The sequence below is a fragment of the Streptomyces sp. NPDC050164 genome (genome assembly GCF_044459945.1).
Lineage (GTDB): Bacteria > Actinomycetota > Actinomycetes > Streptomycetales > Streptomycetaceae > Streptomyces > Streptomyces coeruleorubidus_A.
In genome coordinates this window covers 201264-216801 of the sequence record NZ_JBITJK010000009.1, presented here as the reverse complement: position 1 = coordinate 216801, position 15538 = coordinate 201264, and the positions used below count along the sequence as shown (strand labels likewise).

The 15538-nt window shown below is 62.8% G+C and carries 11 protein-coding genes and 3 pseudogenes; 8 read left to right on the top strand and 6 right to left on the bottom strand.

Translation table 11 applies throughout. From position 1 onward, the window contains the following. Positions 1–630: 630 nt before the first annotated feature. Positions 631–1359: a hypothetical protein gene (locus ACIBNA_RS16430; protein WP_399165872.1), complete on the top strand. Its 729-nt coding sequence runs from the start codon at positions 631–633 to the stop codon at positions 1357–1359. Beyond that, entirely contained in the window at positions 1356–1730 is a 375-nt protein-coding gene (locus ACIBNA_RS16425) for a winged helix-turn-helix domain-containing protein (RefSeq protein WP_399165871.1), read from the top strand. The genes ACIBNA_RS16430 and ACIBNA_RS16425 overlap by 4 nt, the downstream gene beginning before the upstream one ends. Positions 1731–2469: 739 nt before the next feature. Here ACIBNA_RS16425 and ACIBNA_RS16420 read toward each other — a convergent pair. Further along, positions 2470–3036: a DUF6082 family protein gene (locus tag ACIBNA_RS16420; RefSeq protein ID WP_399165883.1), complete on the bottom strand. Its 567-nt coding sequence runs from the start codon at positions 3034–3036 to the stop codon at positions 2470–2472. A 137-nt stretch (positions 3037–3173) separates the two neighbouring features. Here ACIBNA_RS16420 and ACIBNA_RS16415 point away from each other — a divergent pair. Beyond that, positions 3174–3515 (top strand): annotated as a pseudogene (locus ACIBNA_RS16415) (tyrosine-type recombinase/integrase); the annotation flags it as partial. Between the two features lie 2165 nt (positions 3516–5680). Further along, positions 5681–6280, top strand: a complete 600-nt coding sequence (locus ACIBNA_RS16410; RefSeq protein ID WP_399165870.1) for a hypothetical protein — start codon at positions 5681–5683, stop codon at positions 6278–6280. 228 nt (positions 6281–6508) lie between these two features. On the opposite strand, the gene ACIBNA_RS16405 is transcribed toward ACIBNA_RS16410, so the two are convergent. Then, entirely contained in the window at positions 6509–6718 is a 210-nt protein-coding gene (locus ACIBNA_RS16405) for a hypothetical protein (RefSeq protein ID WP_399165885.1), read from the bottom strand. Between the two features lie 69 nt (positions 6719–6787). Beyond that, a pseudogene (locus tag ACIBNA_RS16400) lies at positions 6788–7054 on the bottom strand (HNH endonuclease); the annotation flags it as partial. A 311-nt stretch (positions 7055–7365) separates the two neighbouring features. On the opposite strand from ACIBNA_RS16400, the gene ACIBNA_RS16395 reads away from it, so the two are divergent. From ACIBNA_RS16395 to ACIBNA_RS16385, 3 genes are all read left to right on the top strand, one after another. Beyond that, a complete protein-coding gene (locus ACIBNA_RS16395; protein WP_399165869.1) occupies positions 7366–7680 on the top strand; it encodes a hypothetical protein in 315 nt (104 codons plus the stop codon). 557 nt (positions 7681–8237) lie between these two features. Beyond that, positions 8238–11279, top strand: a complete 3042-nt coding sequence (locus ACIBNA_RS16390) for an NACHT domain-containing protein (protein ID WP_399165868.1) — start codon at positions 8238–8240, stop codon at positions 11277–11279. Between the two features lie 245 nt (positions 11280–11524). Beyond that, entirely contained in the window at positions 11525–13360 is a 1836-nt protein-coding gene (locus tag ACIBNA_RS16385; protein WP_399165882.1) for an IS481 family transposase, read from the top strand. 94 nt (positions 13361–13454) lie between these two features. Here ACIBNA_RS16385 and ACIBNA_RS16380 read toward each other — a convergent pair whose 3' ends face one another. Further along, positions 13455–13754: a glutaredoxin domain-containing protein gene (locus ACIBNA_RS16380; protein WP_399165867.1), complete on the bottom strand. Its 300-nt coding sequence runs from the start codon at positions 13752–13754 to the stop codon at positions 13455–13457. 35 nt (positions 13755–13789) lie between these two features. After that, on the bottom strand, positions 13790–14125 hold the full coding sequence (locus tag ACIBNA_RS16375) for a hypothetical protein (RefSeq protein ID WP_399165866.1): 336 nt from the start codon (positions 14123–14125) through the stop codon (positions 13790–13792). Here ACIBNA_RS16375 and ACIBNA_RS16370 point away from each other — a divergent pair. After that, positions 14088–14642 (top strand): annotated as a pseudogene (locus tag ACIBNA_RS16370) (tyrosine-type recombinase/integrase); the annotation flags it as partial. The gene ACIBNA_RS16375 and the pseudogene ACIBNA_RS16370 sit on opposite strands and share 38 nt — an antisense overlap. 90 nt (positions 14643–14732) lie before the next feature. Here the strand turns inward: ACIBNA_RS16370 and ACIBNA_RS16365 are convergent. Continuing rightward, entirely contained in the window at positions 14733–15494 is a 762-nt protein-coding gene (locus ACIBNA_RS16365) for a phosphoglyceromutase (RefSeq protein ID WP_020271854.1), read from the bottom strand. Positions 15495–15538 lie beyond the last annotated feature (44 nt).

Below are 15538 nucleotides of genomic sequence, written 5' to 3'. Positions count from 1 at the left end.
CGTTCAAGCCCACCTCCTCGAACTACTCGGCATCGATGAAACCCGCCCACGCTGGCTGGACACCTCAAACCCCATGTGCGAAATCCGGGTCTAGACAGCGACGAAGGCCCAGGTCGCTGACCTGGGCCTTCTTTGAAGAGCGGATGACGGGAATCGAACCCGCGCTCTGAGCTTGGGAAGCTTGGGGCCTCTGGCGGGGGTCGCTGCACTTACCTGCGGGGGAGCGGCACTGGAACCCTGGGCGCACCCGTGGCCAGTCCCCGCTGTTCCCCATGGTTCCCCGCACGTTCTGGCACGTTTCTGGAACGAACTCTTCGTCCCGAACTGCGAGCGGAGCAGTCGCTGATGTCTCTCCGGGCTATCGCGGCCTGCCTGGGGTTGCCCCGTGGAAGGACCCTCTGGTGCTGTCCGTGCACGGCATGCTCTTGATCGCCATGTACTTTGTACTGCAAAGTTAATTCTTCGGCGAGCGACCGTCTGGCGGTCCGCTCACCAGCGTTGCCAAAGCACCGACCACAAGGGGGAAAGATGGGAACATCCGCACAGAGCAGCGCGGAATCAGAACCGAGGGCGGCCGCGGCCGCCTTGTTGGCTGCGACGGAAGGCCTTCGAGCCAGAGCCCGCACGCAGATGAACGGTGCATGGACTCCCCTCCTCGGCTTCGGGCTCCTCGCACTGGCGGCCGTTCCGATCGCCCGGTACGCCTTCAACTTCGGAGCCCACGGGCGCAACATCGGTTCCTATCCGGCCTTTGCCTACGCCGAGCTGACCGGTCTGTGCGTGGTCCACGAACCGGGAACCCCCTGCCTGAAGGGCGAGTTCGACGGCGCCGTCCTGCGCTTCGCGGCCTGGAGCGTGTGGTTCGCGCTCCTTCCCCTCGCATGGTTCGTCTTCGCCCGCTGGTACCGCCGGCGTGGTGAGGCCCGGGGCATCGTCCCCCGGCGCGGCGCGTGGGTCCGCGCGACCGCCGCAGCCACCACAGTGATCACGACAGCCCTCGTGGCGCTGCTGTTCGGCAGGGACCAGCCGTGGGAAGCCGTGCTGCTGGAGAACAGCTACGCCTCCCCGTGGTACCTGGTCGGCATCGGTCTCCTCGCCCTCGGTATCGCCGAACGCAGTTGGATCGCCGCAGCGGCCGGCACGGCTCACGCCCTGCTGCTCACTGGGTACCTAGGGGCCTCCTGGGGCAGCGGATGGCTCCCCTGGCAACACCCCGTCGACCCCGGCTGGGCCGACGGACCGCAGGCCAAGGCCCTCCTGCTGGCCACCATCCTGCTCTTCGCCGGTCTGTGCGAGTGGGCGGTAACCCGCCGCCGGAGCGCGCCCGGTGTCGCCGGTGCGGGTACGGTCGTCTCATGAGCGTCGAGGACTCGATCGCTGCGCAGGACGACCAAGCGGGGCTGCATCCCACCCAGGCCCTCGATGACACCGTCCACCAGCGTGTGCGGCTTGGCGTCCTCACCATTGCCCGTGAAGCCGACCGGGTCGAGTTCAGCTTCCTGAAGAAGCAACTGGCCGTCACCGACGGAAACCTCTCCCGGCACCTGAAGGTGCTGGAGGAGTCGGGAATGATCATCGTGGAGAAGGGCTACGCCGGTCGGCGCCCCCGAACGTGGGTTACCCTCACCCGCGAAGGTGCGCAGGCCCTGGACGCAGAACTCCGCGCCCTACGTGCACTCGTGCTCCGCCTGGAGACCCCCCGTCCCGTGTCCGGCCCACCCGACGGGTGATCACCGCTCTAGGAGTTCGATCCGCCCTCGGCTTGGTCGCCGGCCCGCCTCGTGCACCGGTGCCACGACTGGCTGCCGTGTGTCGCCGCCGTCCGGGGTTGTTGATGTCAGCATTGGAGTCAGCGGAACAGTTCCGGTGCTGGGCAGACCTCCAAGGGTTCGTCCGGCCGGTCGGCCCAGCGCCACCAGACATGCCGACCGGTACACCTCCATAGCGTCCGGCAGGTCCGCCGGCCATCGTCCTCCCGCTGAGAGAGGACGAAGCCGCCGGACTTCATGGGCTGGCTGCACTCGGGACAGGCCGGGGCGTCGGTCATGCGGCGCACCCTAACGGAGCGACCCCTTCGTCCCGAAGCAACTTGGGTGACTGTCTGACCTTGAGCCGCTGTGTCTCTCATCTGCTCCGATGGTCCGCAGGCGTCCACGCTTGTCCGCCACTGTCCGTCGGCGTTGTCACGCAGTTGGACACTCACCCCCCTATGGCACCTGAGAATCGCGGTGCTTAGGAGATGCGGCACGCCCTGGTGAGTCGACTTGGCCTACGCCGGCACCGTGCTGGGCCGCCGAGTGCCGTTGCCGTCCGCAGTCGTTGCCGACAGCGCTGTCGTCGGCAACTTGCGGCCACGGCGTTGAAGAGTTCGATCAGCCTGGGGCGCGGCGTGCCGAACGGGGCTCGTGGTTCCTCAACGATCCGCCTGCTACCGCAGCATTACCGGCACCCTTGGCGCTGTCGTGATCCTCATGAGGAATCAGCGAAGTACGCCTCGGGTGGCACGCCGGGCCCAGCTGCTGCGGCCGCTGTATAGCTCTCATCTGCTATGTCAACGAAGCGAACCCTACGAGCGTCACCCGAAGCCTCAGCGACTCGCCGCCAGTTTGCGGCTGTCTTTTCCCAGTGCGTGCGAGCGACTGTCCCCTGGAAGTGAACGCTGAACCGTGCTAGCGCCTCTTGATCGTTCCACCTGCGTAGCAGGTAGTCCGAGTGCCAGTTACTGACAATCATGTTGGTGTAGATCAGCCGACGCATCTCGACTGTCGACATGCCGCTCACAGGCTCCCAGCACACAAGGAATTCCGGATGTTCCAGTGCGTACATGAGCATTTGCCGATGTGACGAACGCTGTGCCTCCTGGTTGGCGATGTTCGTCTGCCGGACCTGGTAGATAAGTGATGCGGCTACGCCCGAAAGAGCGATGGCCGAAAGGGGAACCGACAGGGCCCCGTACGTCTGACTGATGTCACTCAGTTGGCTCCAGTCCTGCTGCGTCGATGCTACCTGGCCAAGAGCCCATGGCGTGATCAGCATCGCTAGTGAGAGCACCATGGCACCTGCGCACCACAGCAACAACTGTGCTCGCTGCGACTTCACATCCAATCCCCCTATGCCTTCCCGCTCGCATGCATGATCCTGAGAGGTACGTCCCTCAAGCAAGGGGGCCTAATCAGCACCAGGAAGCACCGGAGCGGGAGCGGGGCACGGCTGGTACCGACTGGGAGGGCAAGGGCCACGTGTTCGCCTCGCCGACCGGCGGTCTGCTGAGCACCAACGCCGACCCCACGTCTGGAAGCGGCTCCTGCGGGGCGCGGGCGTGCGGGACGGTCGTCTCCATGATGCTCGCCACACCGCCGCTACCGTGCTCCTGCTCCTCGGCGTCCCGGATGTCGTGAGCGACTCGATCATGGGTTGGGAGCCTGGGAGAGCAGCCCGGATGCGGCCCGCTACATGCAAGTGAGAGGACCATGCTCCGCAAGTTCGCGCAGCAAGTCGGCGATGAGCTGTGGTAGCTCCCGAAAACCAACTGCGACGTTGTGCCCGGTGAGGCACTGACGGCGGATACGAGATTCGAACTCGTGCGGGGTAGACCAAACACGCTTTCCAACTGTGTTGGTGGGGTTGCGGGGTGTGTACGGGGGCGTTCACCTGCGTTCATGGGCGGCCGGCTGTCGACGCGGGGACGGCTGAGGGTCTCGCCTGAACGGCCGTGAACGGGGCTGAATGAGACGGAAACTGAGACGGCCGCCTGTGGTCCTAGAGCTGACCTCGCCACCATGGCACGTCCAGGCTGTCAGCCGGGATGACCTTGGCCCTTGCCAGAATCTTCCCGTCGAGGGCCCATACGAGGGCGCGCAACTCACGCGCGCTCTTCCTGGGCACTGCGTGAAGCACGGCTTCGAGGTGCTCGCGGAAGCCGGCGCCGTAACACCCGCACTCAGGGATGCCGCAATCGGGACCTGTGAGTGGGTCTACAAGTTGTCTGAGGGGGCCATGGGCATAGGCCTGCCAGTGCCAGAACGCTTCTTCTGTGGCTTCGGGCCAGAAGCGGGTCCGCTCTAGCCGACGCAGGTCAGCTGTGCAAGATCCTGAAAGGCGATCAATGAACGGGTACCGTCGCCGCCTCCAAGGGCGGATAGGGAGGTCGCCCCGCAGGGCTGACGGGCGCCTACGCGGCATTGCCCCTTCGGTTGTCGGTCATGGGGGCAAGCTACAGAACCACGCGTCAGGTGGCCACTGCGTATCCGATGGCCGAAGCCCTGAGCTTGGGAAGCTTGGGTTCTCTACGGACGGTTGCCGGTCTGACCTGCGGTGGACCGGCTATGCGGACTGACTGGCCGACGGCTTGGTCCCCGCCATTCCCCGTGATTCCCCGCACGATCTGGCACGGTTCTGGCAGGACCTCTTCTTGCGACCGTCGGGTGGTTAGGGGCGGGGCCGTACTGCTCATAGTTCGGCGAGTCGTTGGCTCCGTCTCGGCAGCCCTCCATCCACACCTGCCGATCCGACGTGTCGGGCATCCTGCTTCCGCATTCGTCGTCGATCCAGAACTGTGTAGGGCTGTTCCACCCGGCGCCGCACATGATGGCTTCAGCACCCTCCTTGCCCGAACAGTCAGCTGGCTGCGAGGGAGCCTCGTAGCTCCCGGCCACTTCTTCGCCGGCGGAAAACGCATCCCAGTAGACGTCATCGGCTGACGTGCAGCCGGCAAGCAGCAGCACAGGGGCAAAGATTACCCAGGGCAGAGCGCTGTATCGCACGAGTCCCCCTCCGTCGTTGTCCGGAGGAACCATATGTGCAGGCAAAGGGTCACTGCGTGCCTCTCGCGGAAACCCACGGCACGGCTTGGCCGCAGAAGGCGACACGGCTCCGGAGGCCGCTTCGGACCTGAACGCGGCAGGTCACGGCCCTGCATCTGGCAGGTCAGGTGGGACGAGTCCGCAGATAGTCCACAGCCGCAAAACACCGCTTCAGGAGTTCGTGCCAAGGGAGACGACATTGTCGACTCGCAGGGCCTGGTCAACCAGGTCCAGGGGAACAGCTTCACATCGCGGTCTCGTACGTGGGCTCCGTTCAAGAGCGCAATGGTCTGGAGTGGCGAGTAAGAGGCCAGATGGGCGTCGACTCAGTCGAGGCCCATCCCCATCCCCTTCGAATAGCTCGAACCGGCTGCGGATGCTACGCGCCAAAAGAGTGACACAAACGCGGCGCCGCCTCTGGGTCCTTGACTCCTGGCGCTCAAATCTGATTGTTGCAAAGGAGGATGTCAGCACATCGACTGAGGGGAAGCCCGGATGGACAGTGCCGGCGAACTCGGGAAACTGCGAGAACAGGGAATGGCTGCATACGAACTCTATGGCAGAGGAGAGGTAGAAGCGGCTTCTGAAACGCTGGCCAATGTTGTAAACCAGGCGAGCGACGCTATCGCTGTGCTTAGACGAAGCGGAGCACATGTAGGAGTTACGCTCCCGCTGGAGCTTGAAAGGGCCAATGCGCTGATCTTTCGGGCCTATCTCAATTTTGGCGAGGGAGACTCGGAAGGTGTCGCCTCCTCTCTTGGGGCGCTAAGGGAGAATCTTACTCAAACTGACTTGGATGCTGTCGCAGATCTGGTCTTTGGTCGGTGTGTTCACAATCGAATCACGTCAGATGACAATAGATGTCAAGCCTCCCCGCCATGCTGAACGACTGGGCCCAGCGAGTTCGTTTCTGGGTGGACTTCGAGCTAATTGACGTGGCGCTGCTCGCCGCCCTAACTATCGTAATTGTCTGTCGCTTGGCGTTGCTGGGAACCCATTTTCGAAAAATGGGAAAGGGGTCATTCAAGGCTTTGCATGTCGATGTGTTTCCAGTTGCTGGCGAGTCGGCGGCACAGAAAACACGGCGAAATGAGGAATGGTTCCAAGTCACGGTCCGGCAGGAGAGCACCGTTCTAGTGGCTGGCTCTATCGTGCTAGCGACGTGGGCAGTCCTCTTTACCACACTCAAAACACCCCCAAGTGACGAAATTTCCTACCTCACTCGGAATCTCCTTCTCGCGAGCTCGATTACCCTAATGCTTGCTCGTACCTTCTTTCGCGCCCCGGGCAGGGAGATTTCCTATATTTGCACAGAGGGGGCTATGGTAGTTGGCTACACAACATTCGCCTTGGGGTTGGCCTCGATCCTTGCCGATTTGTTCTCGGTCACTGGAATTGCCCTAGCGATGATCATCGCTGCGGGTATTGCTGTACGTGAGCTTATGGAAGCATGGGAATACCTTCGCTACTACCGATGAGGTAGCGTCATCACACAGTTCGGCTGGGCTCCCAGCCGCTGGCCGTAGAGCCGTGCCTTAACCGTCAAATGGTTCAGACGTGGTGCACCGGGGGAGGCGCGCAGGGAGAGGCGCAAAAGGGGGCTGTAACCTCTAGGCTCAATCGTCAGTCGACGCCTCGCATTCTCCCGCTGCTCCCTGCTCGATCTGGTGAGCTTGTGGTGCGGACGCCACCTCGGTAGGGCACTTTTAACTGTCGTATTTGTCAGTTAGCGCACGCAGCGCCCCTAGGACCTCCTCCCTCTGGGCAGGAGTGAGGTTACGCAGGTTCACGTCAAACCGAGCGATACGGGCCTTCATCTTTGCAGCGGCCTGCTCCTGATAGGGAAGTGCCGCTGCCAACACCTCATTCTGAGCCTCGCCAACTAGGGTCGTCAGCCCGGCGGCTGTGTAGTCCATGATGTCGGGGTACGGCGGTTGGTCCCACCACCTGGGAGGACCGTAATGCCGACGCTCCAAACTCTTCCTCCATTGGTCTGGAGTGCGGTCCCTCTTGCTCGCGTTGCAGGAGCGGCAGGAAGGAACAAGATTTGTGATGTCGTCGGCGCCCCCCTGCTCAAGAGGCACAACGTGGTCGACTACCTCGGCGCGAACGCCCATGCTCCCGCAGTAGGTGCACCATCCGCCGGCAGCCGACAGCACGGCTTCGCGCACCCAGGAAGGGAGAGGGCCACGTGGTGTTGGAAGACGTAGCAGCACTCGACCAGGCTGGCGGAGCGCAGGTCGTCCGTGCATGAGTTTGTTCGAGTGTGTCTCACGCGCCACTCATGCGTGGTAAGTGACGACGAGAGGGGGCCGCGCGGGTCTCAGGCAATGCGGCTGGTCAGGACCTCGCAGAAGCTCGGTCGGTCGGGTCCGTCCACACATAGTCCACGGCGACCTGACCACCGCTTTAGGAGTTCGAGCGCTCCTCGGCACTGCCGGGGAACGACACGGTCACGCTGGCCATGGCAGGCTGCCTGGGAGTGCTGGCGTCCGGCGCCGTTGATGTCAGTTGTTGATGTCAGAACGGCCCAACTACCTGCGGTCGTTGGCACGATGGTTCCGTGGACGACCTGGAGCGCATCGCGGCAGAGATCACGGCGTACTACCGAGCACTCGACGAGTGCGCCACTCTGCGGCACCATTTCCGCCACGCTGACGAAGAAAGCGGCCTCTGGTACATCGAGGCTGTACCCGACCGCGGCGAGTTGATCGTCATCAAGCAGGCCGAGCTGACCGCGGCCGGCCAGCTCCACCGATACAGCTGGGAGTACCTGGAGGACGAGCACGGCGGCCTGACAGACCAAGCAATCGATCCTGGACAGGATCCGCTGGAGGCTATCCCGGCCGATGAGTTCCAGCGCGTGTGGACTCGGTGAGCGGTCTGGACAACCACTCTAGGAGAGAGGCTGGGGTGTCGTGCCGGTGACCTGGGGCTTCGATGACTGGTGAGATGTCCAGCAACTCGACCGTCAGACGCCCTCGTTGACCATAGCTGACCGCTGCATCTGGCACGGCAGTGGCACGAACCTCAGCCGACGACAGCCAGCCACGACGGCGGGTGCGTCGACCGACCGCGCACGCGTATGTCTCGCTGCAGCCCCACCGGTCTCAGCCACGCTGCCGATGCTGTCGACCACACAAGCCATGATGGCCGGCCCCCGCGACGACACTGCCTGAGGAGGCCTTGGCCTGGTTGCCCTCGCTGACCTGTGGCTAAAGACGTGTGCCGCAATGGACCGCTGAGTTGGTATCCCCTGTTCCCCGTGGTTCTCTGCACAGCCTGGCCAGGTCTGTCGTGGATGCGACGAGAGGCTCAAATGCACCGTCAGTGACGACTGAGGCTTCCATGGCAGAGGCTGAACTCCAGACACGACCGCGGAGTCTTTGGCATCATCACATGCAGTCTTGTCTGACAGGAGCCGAGGGGGATGAAGTGAAGATATTCGTCATTGCCGACGACGATAACACTCGCGGTGATCTATTCAACGAACGGATGAAGGATCTAGTTCATGCCCTCGGCTACGAGATCACGCGGACCAACATTAATAAGCCAGGAAGAGAACTAGACATTATTGCAGAGCATTCCCTAGAGGATCGGCGGGCCCTAATTGAATGCAAGGCAAAAAAGGACAAGATTGGGGGTGGGGATGTCAACAAATTTGTAGGGGCTATGGATGCCGAGCGCCAGCCCAATGAATATTTGGTTGGCTACTTCGTCTCGATCTCTGGTTTTACCGACTCCGCACTTGAGCAAGAAGCAGCAACGGGCCGGCGGAGAGTTCACCTCCTAGGTCCCTCCGAAATACAGGAACACCTACAAAGGGCACGCATTATCGTGTCACGTGAGTCGGCCTACTTCAGGGCTGGCACTCTGGGGCATGCTGGATGGCGGCTGGATGAAGCGCCAGATTTGGTGGCTCATGAGTGCGGCTGGATATGGATCATCTACTTTCAGCTCGCCGGGGAGCGTAAAGGCTATACGCTTGTCCACGCTGATGGCAGCTTTCCTTCGCGCGCTATGGGGCAGAAAATATCGCGAGCCATGGCCAAACAAATTGTCGAACCGCTGACTTACGTCGAAGGGACACCAGAACTTTCCGCGGAAGACGTCGAGTCAGTGCGGGAAACGTACTACGAGTACGTCTCTAATGAATACGGAGGCTTTACGCTCGAAGGTTTTCCGGTAGATCAGCACCTAGGGTCTAAGAGCATAGCCCTCGAGGAGCTATACATTCCCCAGTTCCTAGAAGAAGTGATCGAGGTCGACGCTACGCAAGAGCAGTCACCACCAGAAAATTCACGTCGTGAGCGCCACCCGCTGAGAAAAATACTGGAAACCCACAAGGCGATTACGGTACTCGGTACCCCGGGGTCCGGTAAATCAACGTTGGTCAAGAGGCTGGCTATTAGCTACACTGCACCGGAGCGACGCAATCAAATTTCAGATAATTTGCCAGATAACTCATGGCTGCCACTTGTGATCAAATGCCGCGAGATCCGTAGCGAAAACGCGACGATTACAGATCTGCTGTTAGATATTCCTTCTCAAGCCGAGATTCCATCCGCAAGCCCTGCTTTCGCGAAACTCGTGTCACACGCGCTTCGCGATGGGGTGGCACTAATCCTCATCGACGGCCTCGACGAATTTTCTGATCCTCGAGGTAGGGCAGGGTTCTTGCGCCGACTCAGAACATTCATGAGTCGGTATCCGCTATGCACCGTAATTGTAACGAGTCGCGAGGCGGGGTTCCGTGAAGTGGCGGGCTTTATAGGTGAGAAGTTTATCAAATATAAGATTTCCGAGTTGAACGACGAGGAGATAAAGTCGCTGACTCTTGCATGGCATAAGCAAGTTCAGGGAGGTAATGCTTCGGTAGTTGAGCGTGCTGTGCAACTTGCTGAGCGGATCATCGAGACGGATCGAGTGAGGCGGTTGGCGGTAAATCCCCTGCTTCTGACAACTCTTCTCCTCGTTCAGCGGTGGGTGGGGGACTTGCCCCGTAAGCGATCGGTTCTTTATGAGAAGGCTATAGAACTGTTGCTGATGACCTGGAACGTCGAAGGATATGAACCGCTCGACTTGGACGAAGCGAAGCCTCATCTAGCTTATCTTGCTCACAGTATGACTAGCTCTGGCCAGCAGCAGGTTCATCAACAGGAAATGCTGGCAATATTCCGACAGGCAAGGGAAGACCTACCGGAGGTGCTGGGCTATTGCAAGTTGAGTCCGCAGGATCTATTGAAACGCATAGAGCTGAGGAGTAGCCTCGTCAGCCAGGTTGGTCATGCGGTTCACGATGGAACTTTGCAGCCGACTTACGAATTCAAGCATCTCACATTCCAGGAATATTTGACCGCTACCGCAATCACTCACGGATGGCACGCTAATGCCCCGGAGGACGGGGGGCAACTGGAGGAAGTACGAGAGCACATATTGGATTCCCAATGGCATGAGGTGATCGCCCTCTACGGGGTGCTAGCTGGCAGGAAGGGGAAGGCGCTTCTCGAATTGCTATGCGATCGCATGGATGAACTGCTTACAGCGGAAGATCGGATCGAACCAAAGTCACCGGAAGACGACTTCCTATATGATGAAGCGTTCGATCTTACTTATTTGATCTTTCAGTGTCTGGAAGACGAGGTGCAGGCAACACCGTCCCTGGCGGACCGTGCACTTGATCTCATAATTCCGCATGTCGAGCATTCATACTTCGACGGGCTCATAACGAGCAGATATGGCGCCCAGCTTCTCGCGAAGGCACGCAGTGAGATTGACGCGGCGAGTTTTGGCGACTCGCAAGCCATTGGGATTTTGGGACGCCTGTTCCTCATGAGCCTCCCTCAGGCGACTGACCCGGAGTCCGTGGAAAGCCGACTGAAGAAGTTGCTCGCTGACGGCGACGCATATGAACGCGTCGAGGCCCTGGGGGCTCTGTTCATGCTTGCGTACTCGCCGTACGGTGAGCCTGGTGAATTTCGAGGAAAAGGTCTCGACCCTCAGTCAGGTGTCTCAGTAGCTCGCAATTGCCTTCCATGCGTACTGCCATTCATCACCGATGAGAACCCGATCTTGCGCTATGCCGCACTGTGGGTACTCGCCTGGACTGCCAGATCCGGGGGCGTGGATCCAGAAAGCCGCGAGGGCTTGGCGTCTCAGTTGACACAGATGTATCTTCATGATCCTGATATCGGAGTTCAACGATTTGCGGGTTGGGCTCTGGTGGAAGTGCAAGATCTCCTCACTGCGGCTTCCCCGAACTTGACGTCTGTAGAGCTTGAGGAGATCGCGGAGCGCATAGATGCTCGGTCGGACAGCCATGAGGTCAAGGCTGCTGTCTTCCTGGCTGTTCTCTCGGAAGATCCTGAACTGATCCGAAAAGCTACCGAGTATGCCGCAGGCGTCAATCATAAAACTCGTTTTGAAGAGAAGATCATTGAGTTCGCAGCCGCAGTCAGCGGCCACCGTGCTTGCTAATTGCTGTGAGCGCGGCACGGGCGCCGGTCGGGCTGGAGCGGGGCGGAGACAGGAGCGCAGGCCCGGCCGGGGGCCGGGCCGCGCGCGGTGAGCGGAGCGAGCCGCCTTGAACCAGTAGAGAAAGTTGTAACTCAGTCTGTCGCGTGGGGCTGTGTCCGGTCCCGGTAGATGCTTGACACTTCGGTCCCAGCTGATGGTTGACAGTGGCCGTGTTCGGCTTTTCTGTGCGCGTCGTTGCGGCGTGTGTGGGGAGGCCGGGATTGGCGCTGGTGGAGTTGTCGGTTGTCGAGCAGAGATACCGGGCTGTGCTTGCGGTGCTGGCGGGTGCGACGGTGACGGAGGTCGCCGCCCAGCTGGGCGTCTCGCGGCAGACGGTGAGCGGGTGGAAGTCCCGGTATGAGGCTTCGGGGCTGGCGGGGTTGGCGGATCGTTCGCGTAGGCCGGCGTCGTGTCCGCATCAGGCGTCAGCTGAGGTGGAGGCGGCGGTGTGTGAGCTGCGGCGAAAGCACCCGAAGTGGGGTCCGCGGCGGATTGCGTTCGTGCTGGAGCGGTCCGGGGCAGTAACGCCGGTGCCGTCGCGGATGACCGTGTATCGGATTCTGGTCCGTCACGGGCTGGTGGAACCGGGAGTGCGGCGCCGGAAGCGGTCGGATTACAAGCGCTGGCAGCGGGACCGTGCGATGCAGTTGTGGCAGATGGACATCGTCGGCGGGGTCTTGCTGGTCGATCCGGTGACGGGTGAGTTGTCCGAGGCGAAGGTCGTGACCGGGGTGGACGATCATTCCCGGTACTGCGTGATCGCATCGGTCGTCGAGCGGGCGACGGGGCGGGCGGTGTGTGCGGCGTTCGCCCGGGCCTTGCAGACGTTCGGGGTCCCGGAGGAGGTGCTGACCGACAACGGCAAGCAGTTCACCGACCGGTTCGGGCATGGCGGTGAGGTGCTGTTCGACCGGATCTGCCGGGAGAACGGGATCGCGCACCGTCTCACTCAGCCGGCATCCCCGACCACGACGGGCAAAGTTGAGCGGTTCCACCAGACGCTGCGGCGTGAACTCCTCGACGACTGCGGTGCCTTCGAGAGCGTCGAGGCGGCTCAGGCGGCGCTGGATGCATGGGTGGAGGAGTACAACTTGGTCCGGCCGCATCAGGCGCTGGACATGCAGTCTCCGGCCGACCGGTTCACCCCGGTTCCCGAGCAGGAGCGGGACGTACTGAGCCTGAGGGTGCCCGGGGTGCTGGCGCTGGTGCCGCCGCAGCGGACTGCCCCTGCGGAGCCGGATCCGGCTGAGGCAATGCCCGTTCCCGTCGGCCCGTCTGAGGAGGTCCCGCCATCGGCGGGGGTGGAGCATGGTGGGCCGGTGGAGTTCGAGCGGGTGGTGCCCGCGAGTGGGAATCTGCAGGTCGCGGGCAAGCAGTTCTGGCTCGGCCCGGCCCGCTCGGGCCTGACGGTGACGTTCTGGGCCGACACGCAAGTGATCCACCTGCTGATCGCCGGGTCGCGCATCAAGTCGGTGCGGTCGCACCTGTCGGTGGCGGATCTGGCCCAGCTGGCGGCCCGGGGAGGGCGTGCGGCGGGGCCGTCGCCGCTGCCGACAGGTGACGGTGCTGCGTTCGAGGTGGACCGGACCGTGAACAACCACGGCCTGGTGGGCCTGGGCGGGCGCCAGGTGCTGGCGGCGGAGATCCTCGGCGGGCGCCGGGTGAGCGTCCGCATCGAGGAGGCCACGTTGTCGTTCTTCGCCCCGTCCTCGCGGGAGCTGCTGCGGGTGCGGCCCAACCCGCTCACCAGCGAGGAGGTGCAGCGGTTGCACGGCCTGCGGCCCGCGGGCCCGCCGCCCCGGCCCCGGGTCGAGCCGGTGCGGGTGCAGCGGCGGGTCAGCGCGGTGGGCACAGTCATGGTCTGTCGGCAGGTCGTGTCCCTCGGCCGTCCATACGCAGGCCAGACGGTGACCGTGCACGTGTCGGACACGACGATCACCGTCGACCTCGACGGCCAGATCCGCGTCATCCGCCGCACGACCGACGTCCCGGTCCGTAACGTGAAAGCGAACAAGCCCCACAAGGCTTCCGATGTTGTCTAGGCCCACCGTCAAGCATCAGCTGGGACCAGAACGTCAAACATCACCTGGGACTAGACACGGCAGCGCGGGGTTGTCCGGTCCCGGTGAAACGCGGTCAGCTGCTCTTGGGCAGCAGGTGCGGCGCGTGGGTCTCGACCGCTTCTAGGAGCTCTCGCTTCGAGGGATTCACCATTGCTCGGCCGGCCACGGTCACGGTGGGCACAGTCTCGTTCCCGTCGGCGACCGACCGGACGAATGCCGCCGCGTCCGGGTCTCGCCAGATGTTCACCTTGGTGTACTGGAGCCGCGTGAAACGGAGTTGGGTAAGCAGCTTCATGCAGTACGTACACATGGGGCGCCAATAGACGACTACGCCGCCAGGCTCCTCAGACACAGATCTCTCCCTCGTCTCCATGCATGCTCGTCGATCAGCGCCGAACCAATGGTGCATCAGTGGAGGTGTTGCGTGCTCGCGTTGGGTTGGAAGTCGTGTGCGCAGGCTGGAAGTTCGACACCTTGGCGGTGGGACAACGGCAGGAAGACCACTGGTCTGATCGTCCATGTGATACGGGTGCTGGCGTGGGTCACCGAGACCGTGCAGGGTTCCATGCGTAGGAGGGCTCGTCGGGTATCGATGCGGCCGTCGTAGAGCCAGGCCCAGGCTTCGTCTGAGGCGTCCGGGTCGAGTGCTGGTGAGATGGTGCGCAGGGCGACCGCTGCCCATCTGTCTGCCTGTGCTGCCGAGTACGGCATCGCAGTCGACGCGATCGACTTCGAGTCGGACACACTCCACGTTGTCCAGCAGCTCAAGCTGAGCCGCAGCAAGCCTGTGTTCGCCCCACCCAAGGGTGGCAAGCTGCGGGACGTGCCGCTGCCCGGTCCGGTCGCTGATGCGCTCCGGGCACACTTGAAGCGATTCCCGCCGGTGGAGATCACCTTGCCGTGGAAGGTGGCGGATGGGCCTCCGACGACCAAGCGGCTGATCTTCACCGGCCCGCGTGGTGGTCACGTCTGGCGGACGTCGCTCAACGAGGAAGTGTGGAACCGTGCGCTCGCCTCGGCCGGGGTGATCCCCGAGCGGAAGCGGGGCGAGTCCTACGCCGAGTCCCGCGAGAACGGCATGCACGCCCTCCGCCACTTCTACGCCTCGGTGCTCCTGGACGCCGGGGAGAACATCAAGGCCCTCGCCGAGTACCTCGGCCACTCCGACCCTGGCCTGACCCTCCGCGTCTACGCGCACCTCATGCCGTCGAGCCAGGAGCGTACTCGCAAGGCCTTGGCAGCCGTCTTCGAAACGGCCCAGTCGGGCCGACCGGCCCAGAGACGGCCCAGCCCCACCAAAAAGCCCCCGTCCTGCAAAGAAACCGCAGGTCAGGGGCTTACTGGTGTCTGCTTACTTCTTCTTCCCCTGGTTCTTGACCGCCTCGATAGCCGCCGCAGCCGCATCAGGGTCGAGGTACGTCCCGCCCGGGTTCACCGGCTTGAAGTCGGCGTCGAGTTCGTAGGACAGCGGGATGCCCGTCGGGATGTTGAGGCCCGCGATGTCCGCGTCGGAGATGCCGTCCAGGTGCTTGACCAGGGCGCGCAGGCTGTTGCCGTGGGCGGCGACCAGGACCGTGCGGCCGGTCAGCAGGTCGGGGACGATCGCGTCGAACCAGTACGGGAGCATGCGGACGACGACGTCCTTGAGGCACTCCGTCTGCGGGCGCAGCTCCGGCGGGAGGGTCGCGTAGCGCGGGTCGGAGAACTGGGAGTACTCGGCGTCGCGGTCCAGCGCCGGCGGCGGGGTGTCGTAGGAGCGGCGCCACAGCATGAACTGCTCCTCGCCGAACTCGGCGAGAGTCTGGGCCTTGTCCTTGCCCTGGAGGGCGCCGTAGTGGCGCTCGTTCAGGCGCCAGCTGCGGTGGACCGGGATCCAGAGGCGGTCGGCGGACTCCAGGGCGAGCTGCGCGGTGCGGATGGCGCGCTTCTGGAGGGACGTGTGCACGACGTCGGGGAGCAGGCCGGCGTCCTTCAGCAGCTCGCCGCCGCGCGTCGCCTCCTTCTCGCCCTTCGCGGTCAGGTTGACGTCCACCCAGCCGGTGAACAGGTTCTTCTCGTTCCACTCGCTCTCGCCGTGGCGGAGGAGGATCAGCTTGTACGGTGCGTCGGCCATGCCCCAGAGCGTAATCCACGCATTCGCCCGTTCGCGTGGCTGCC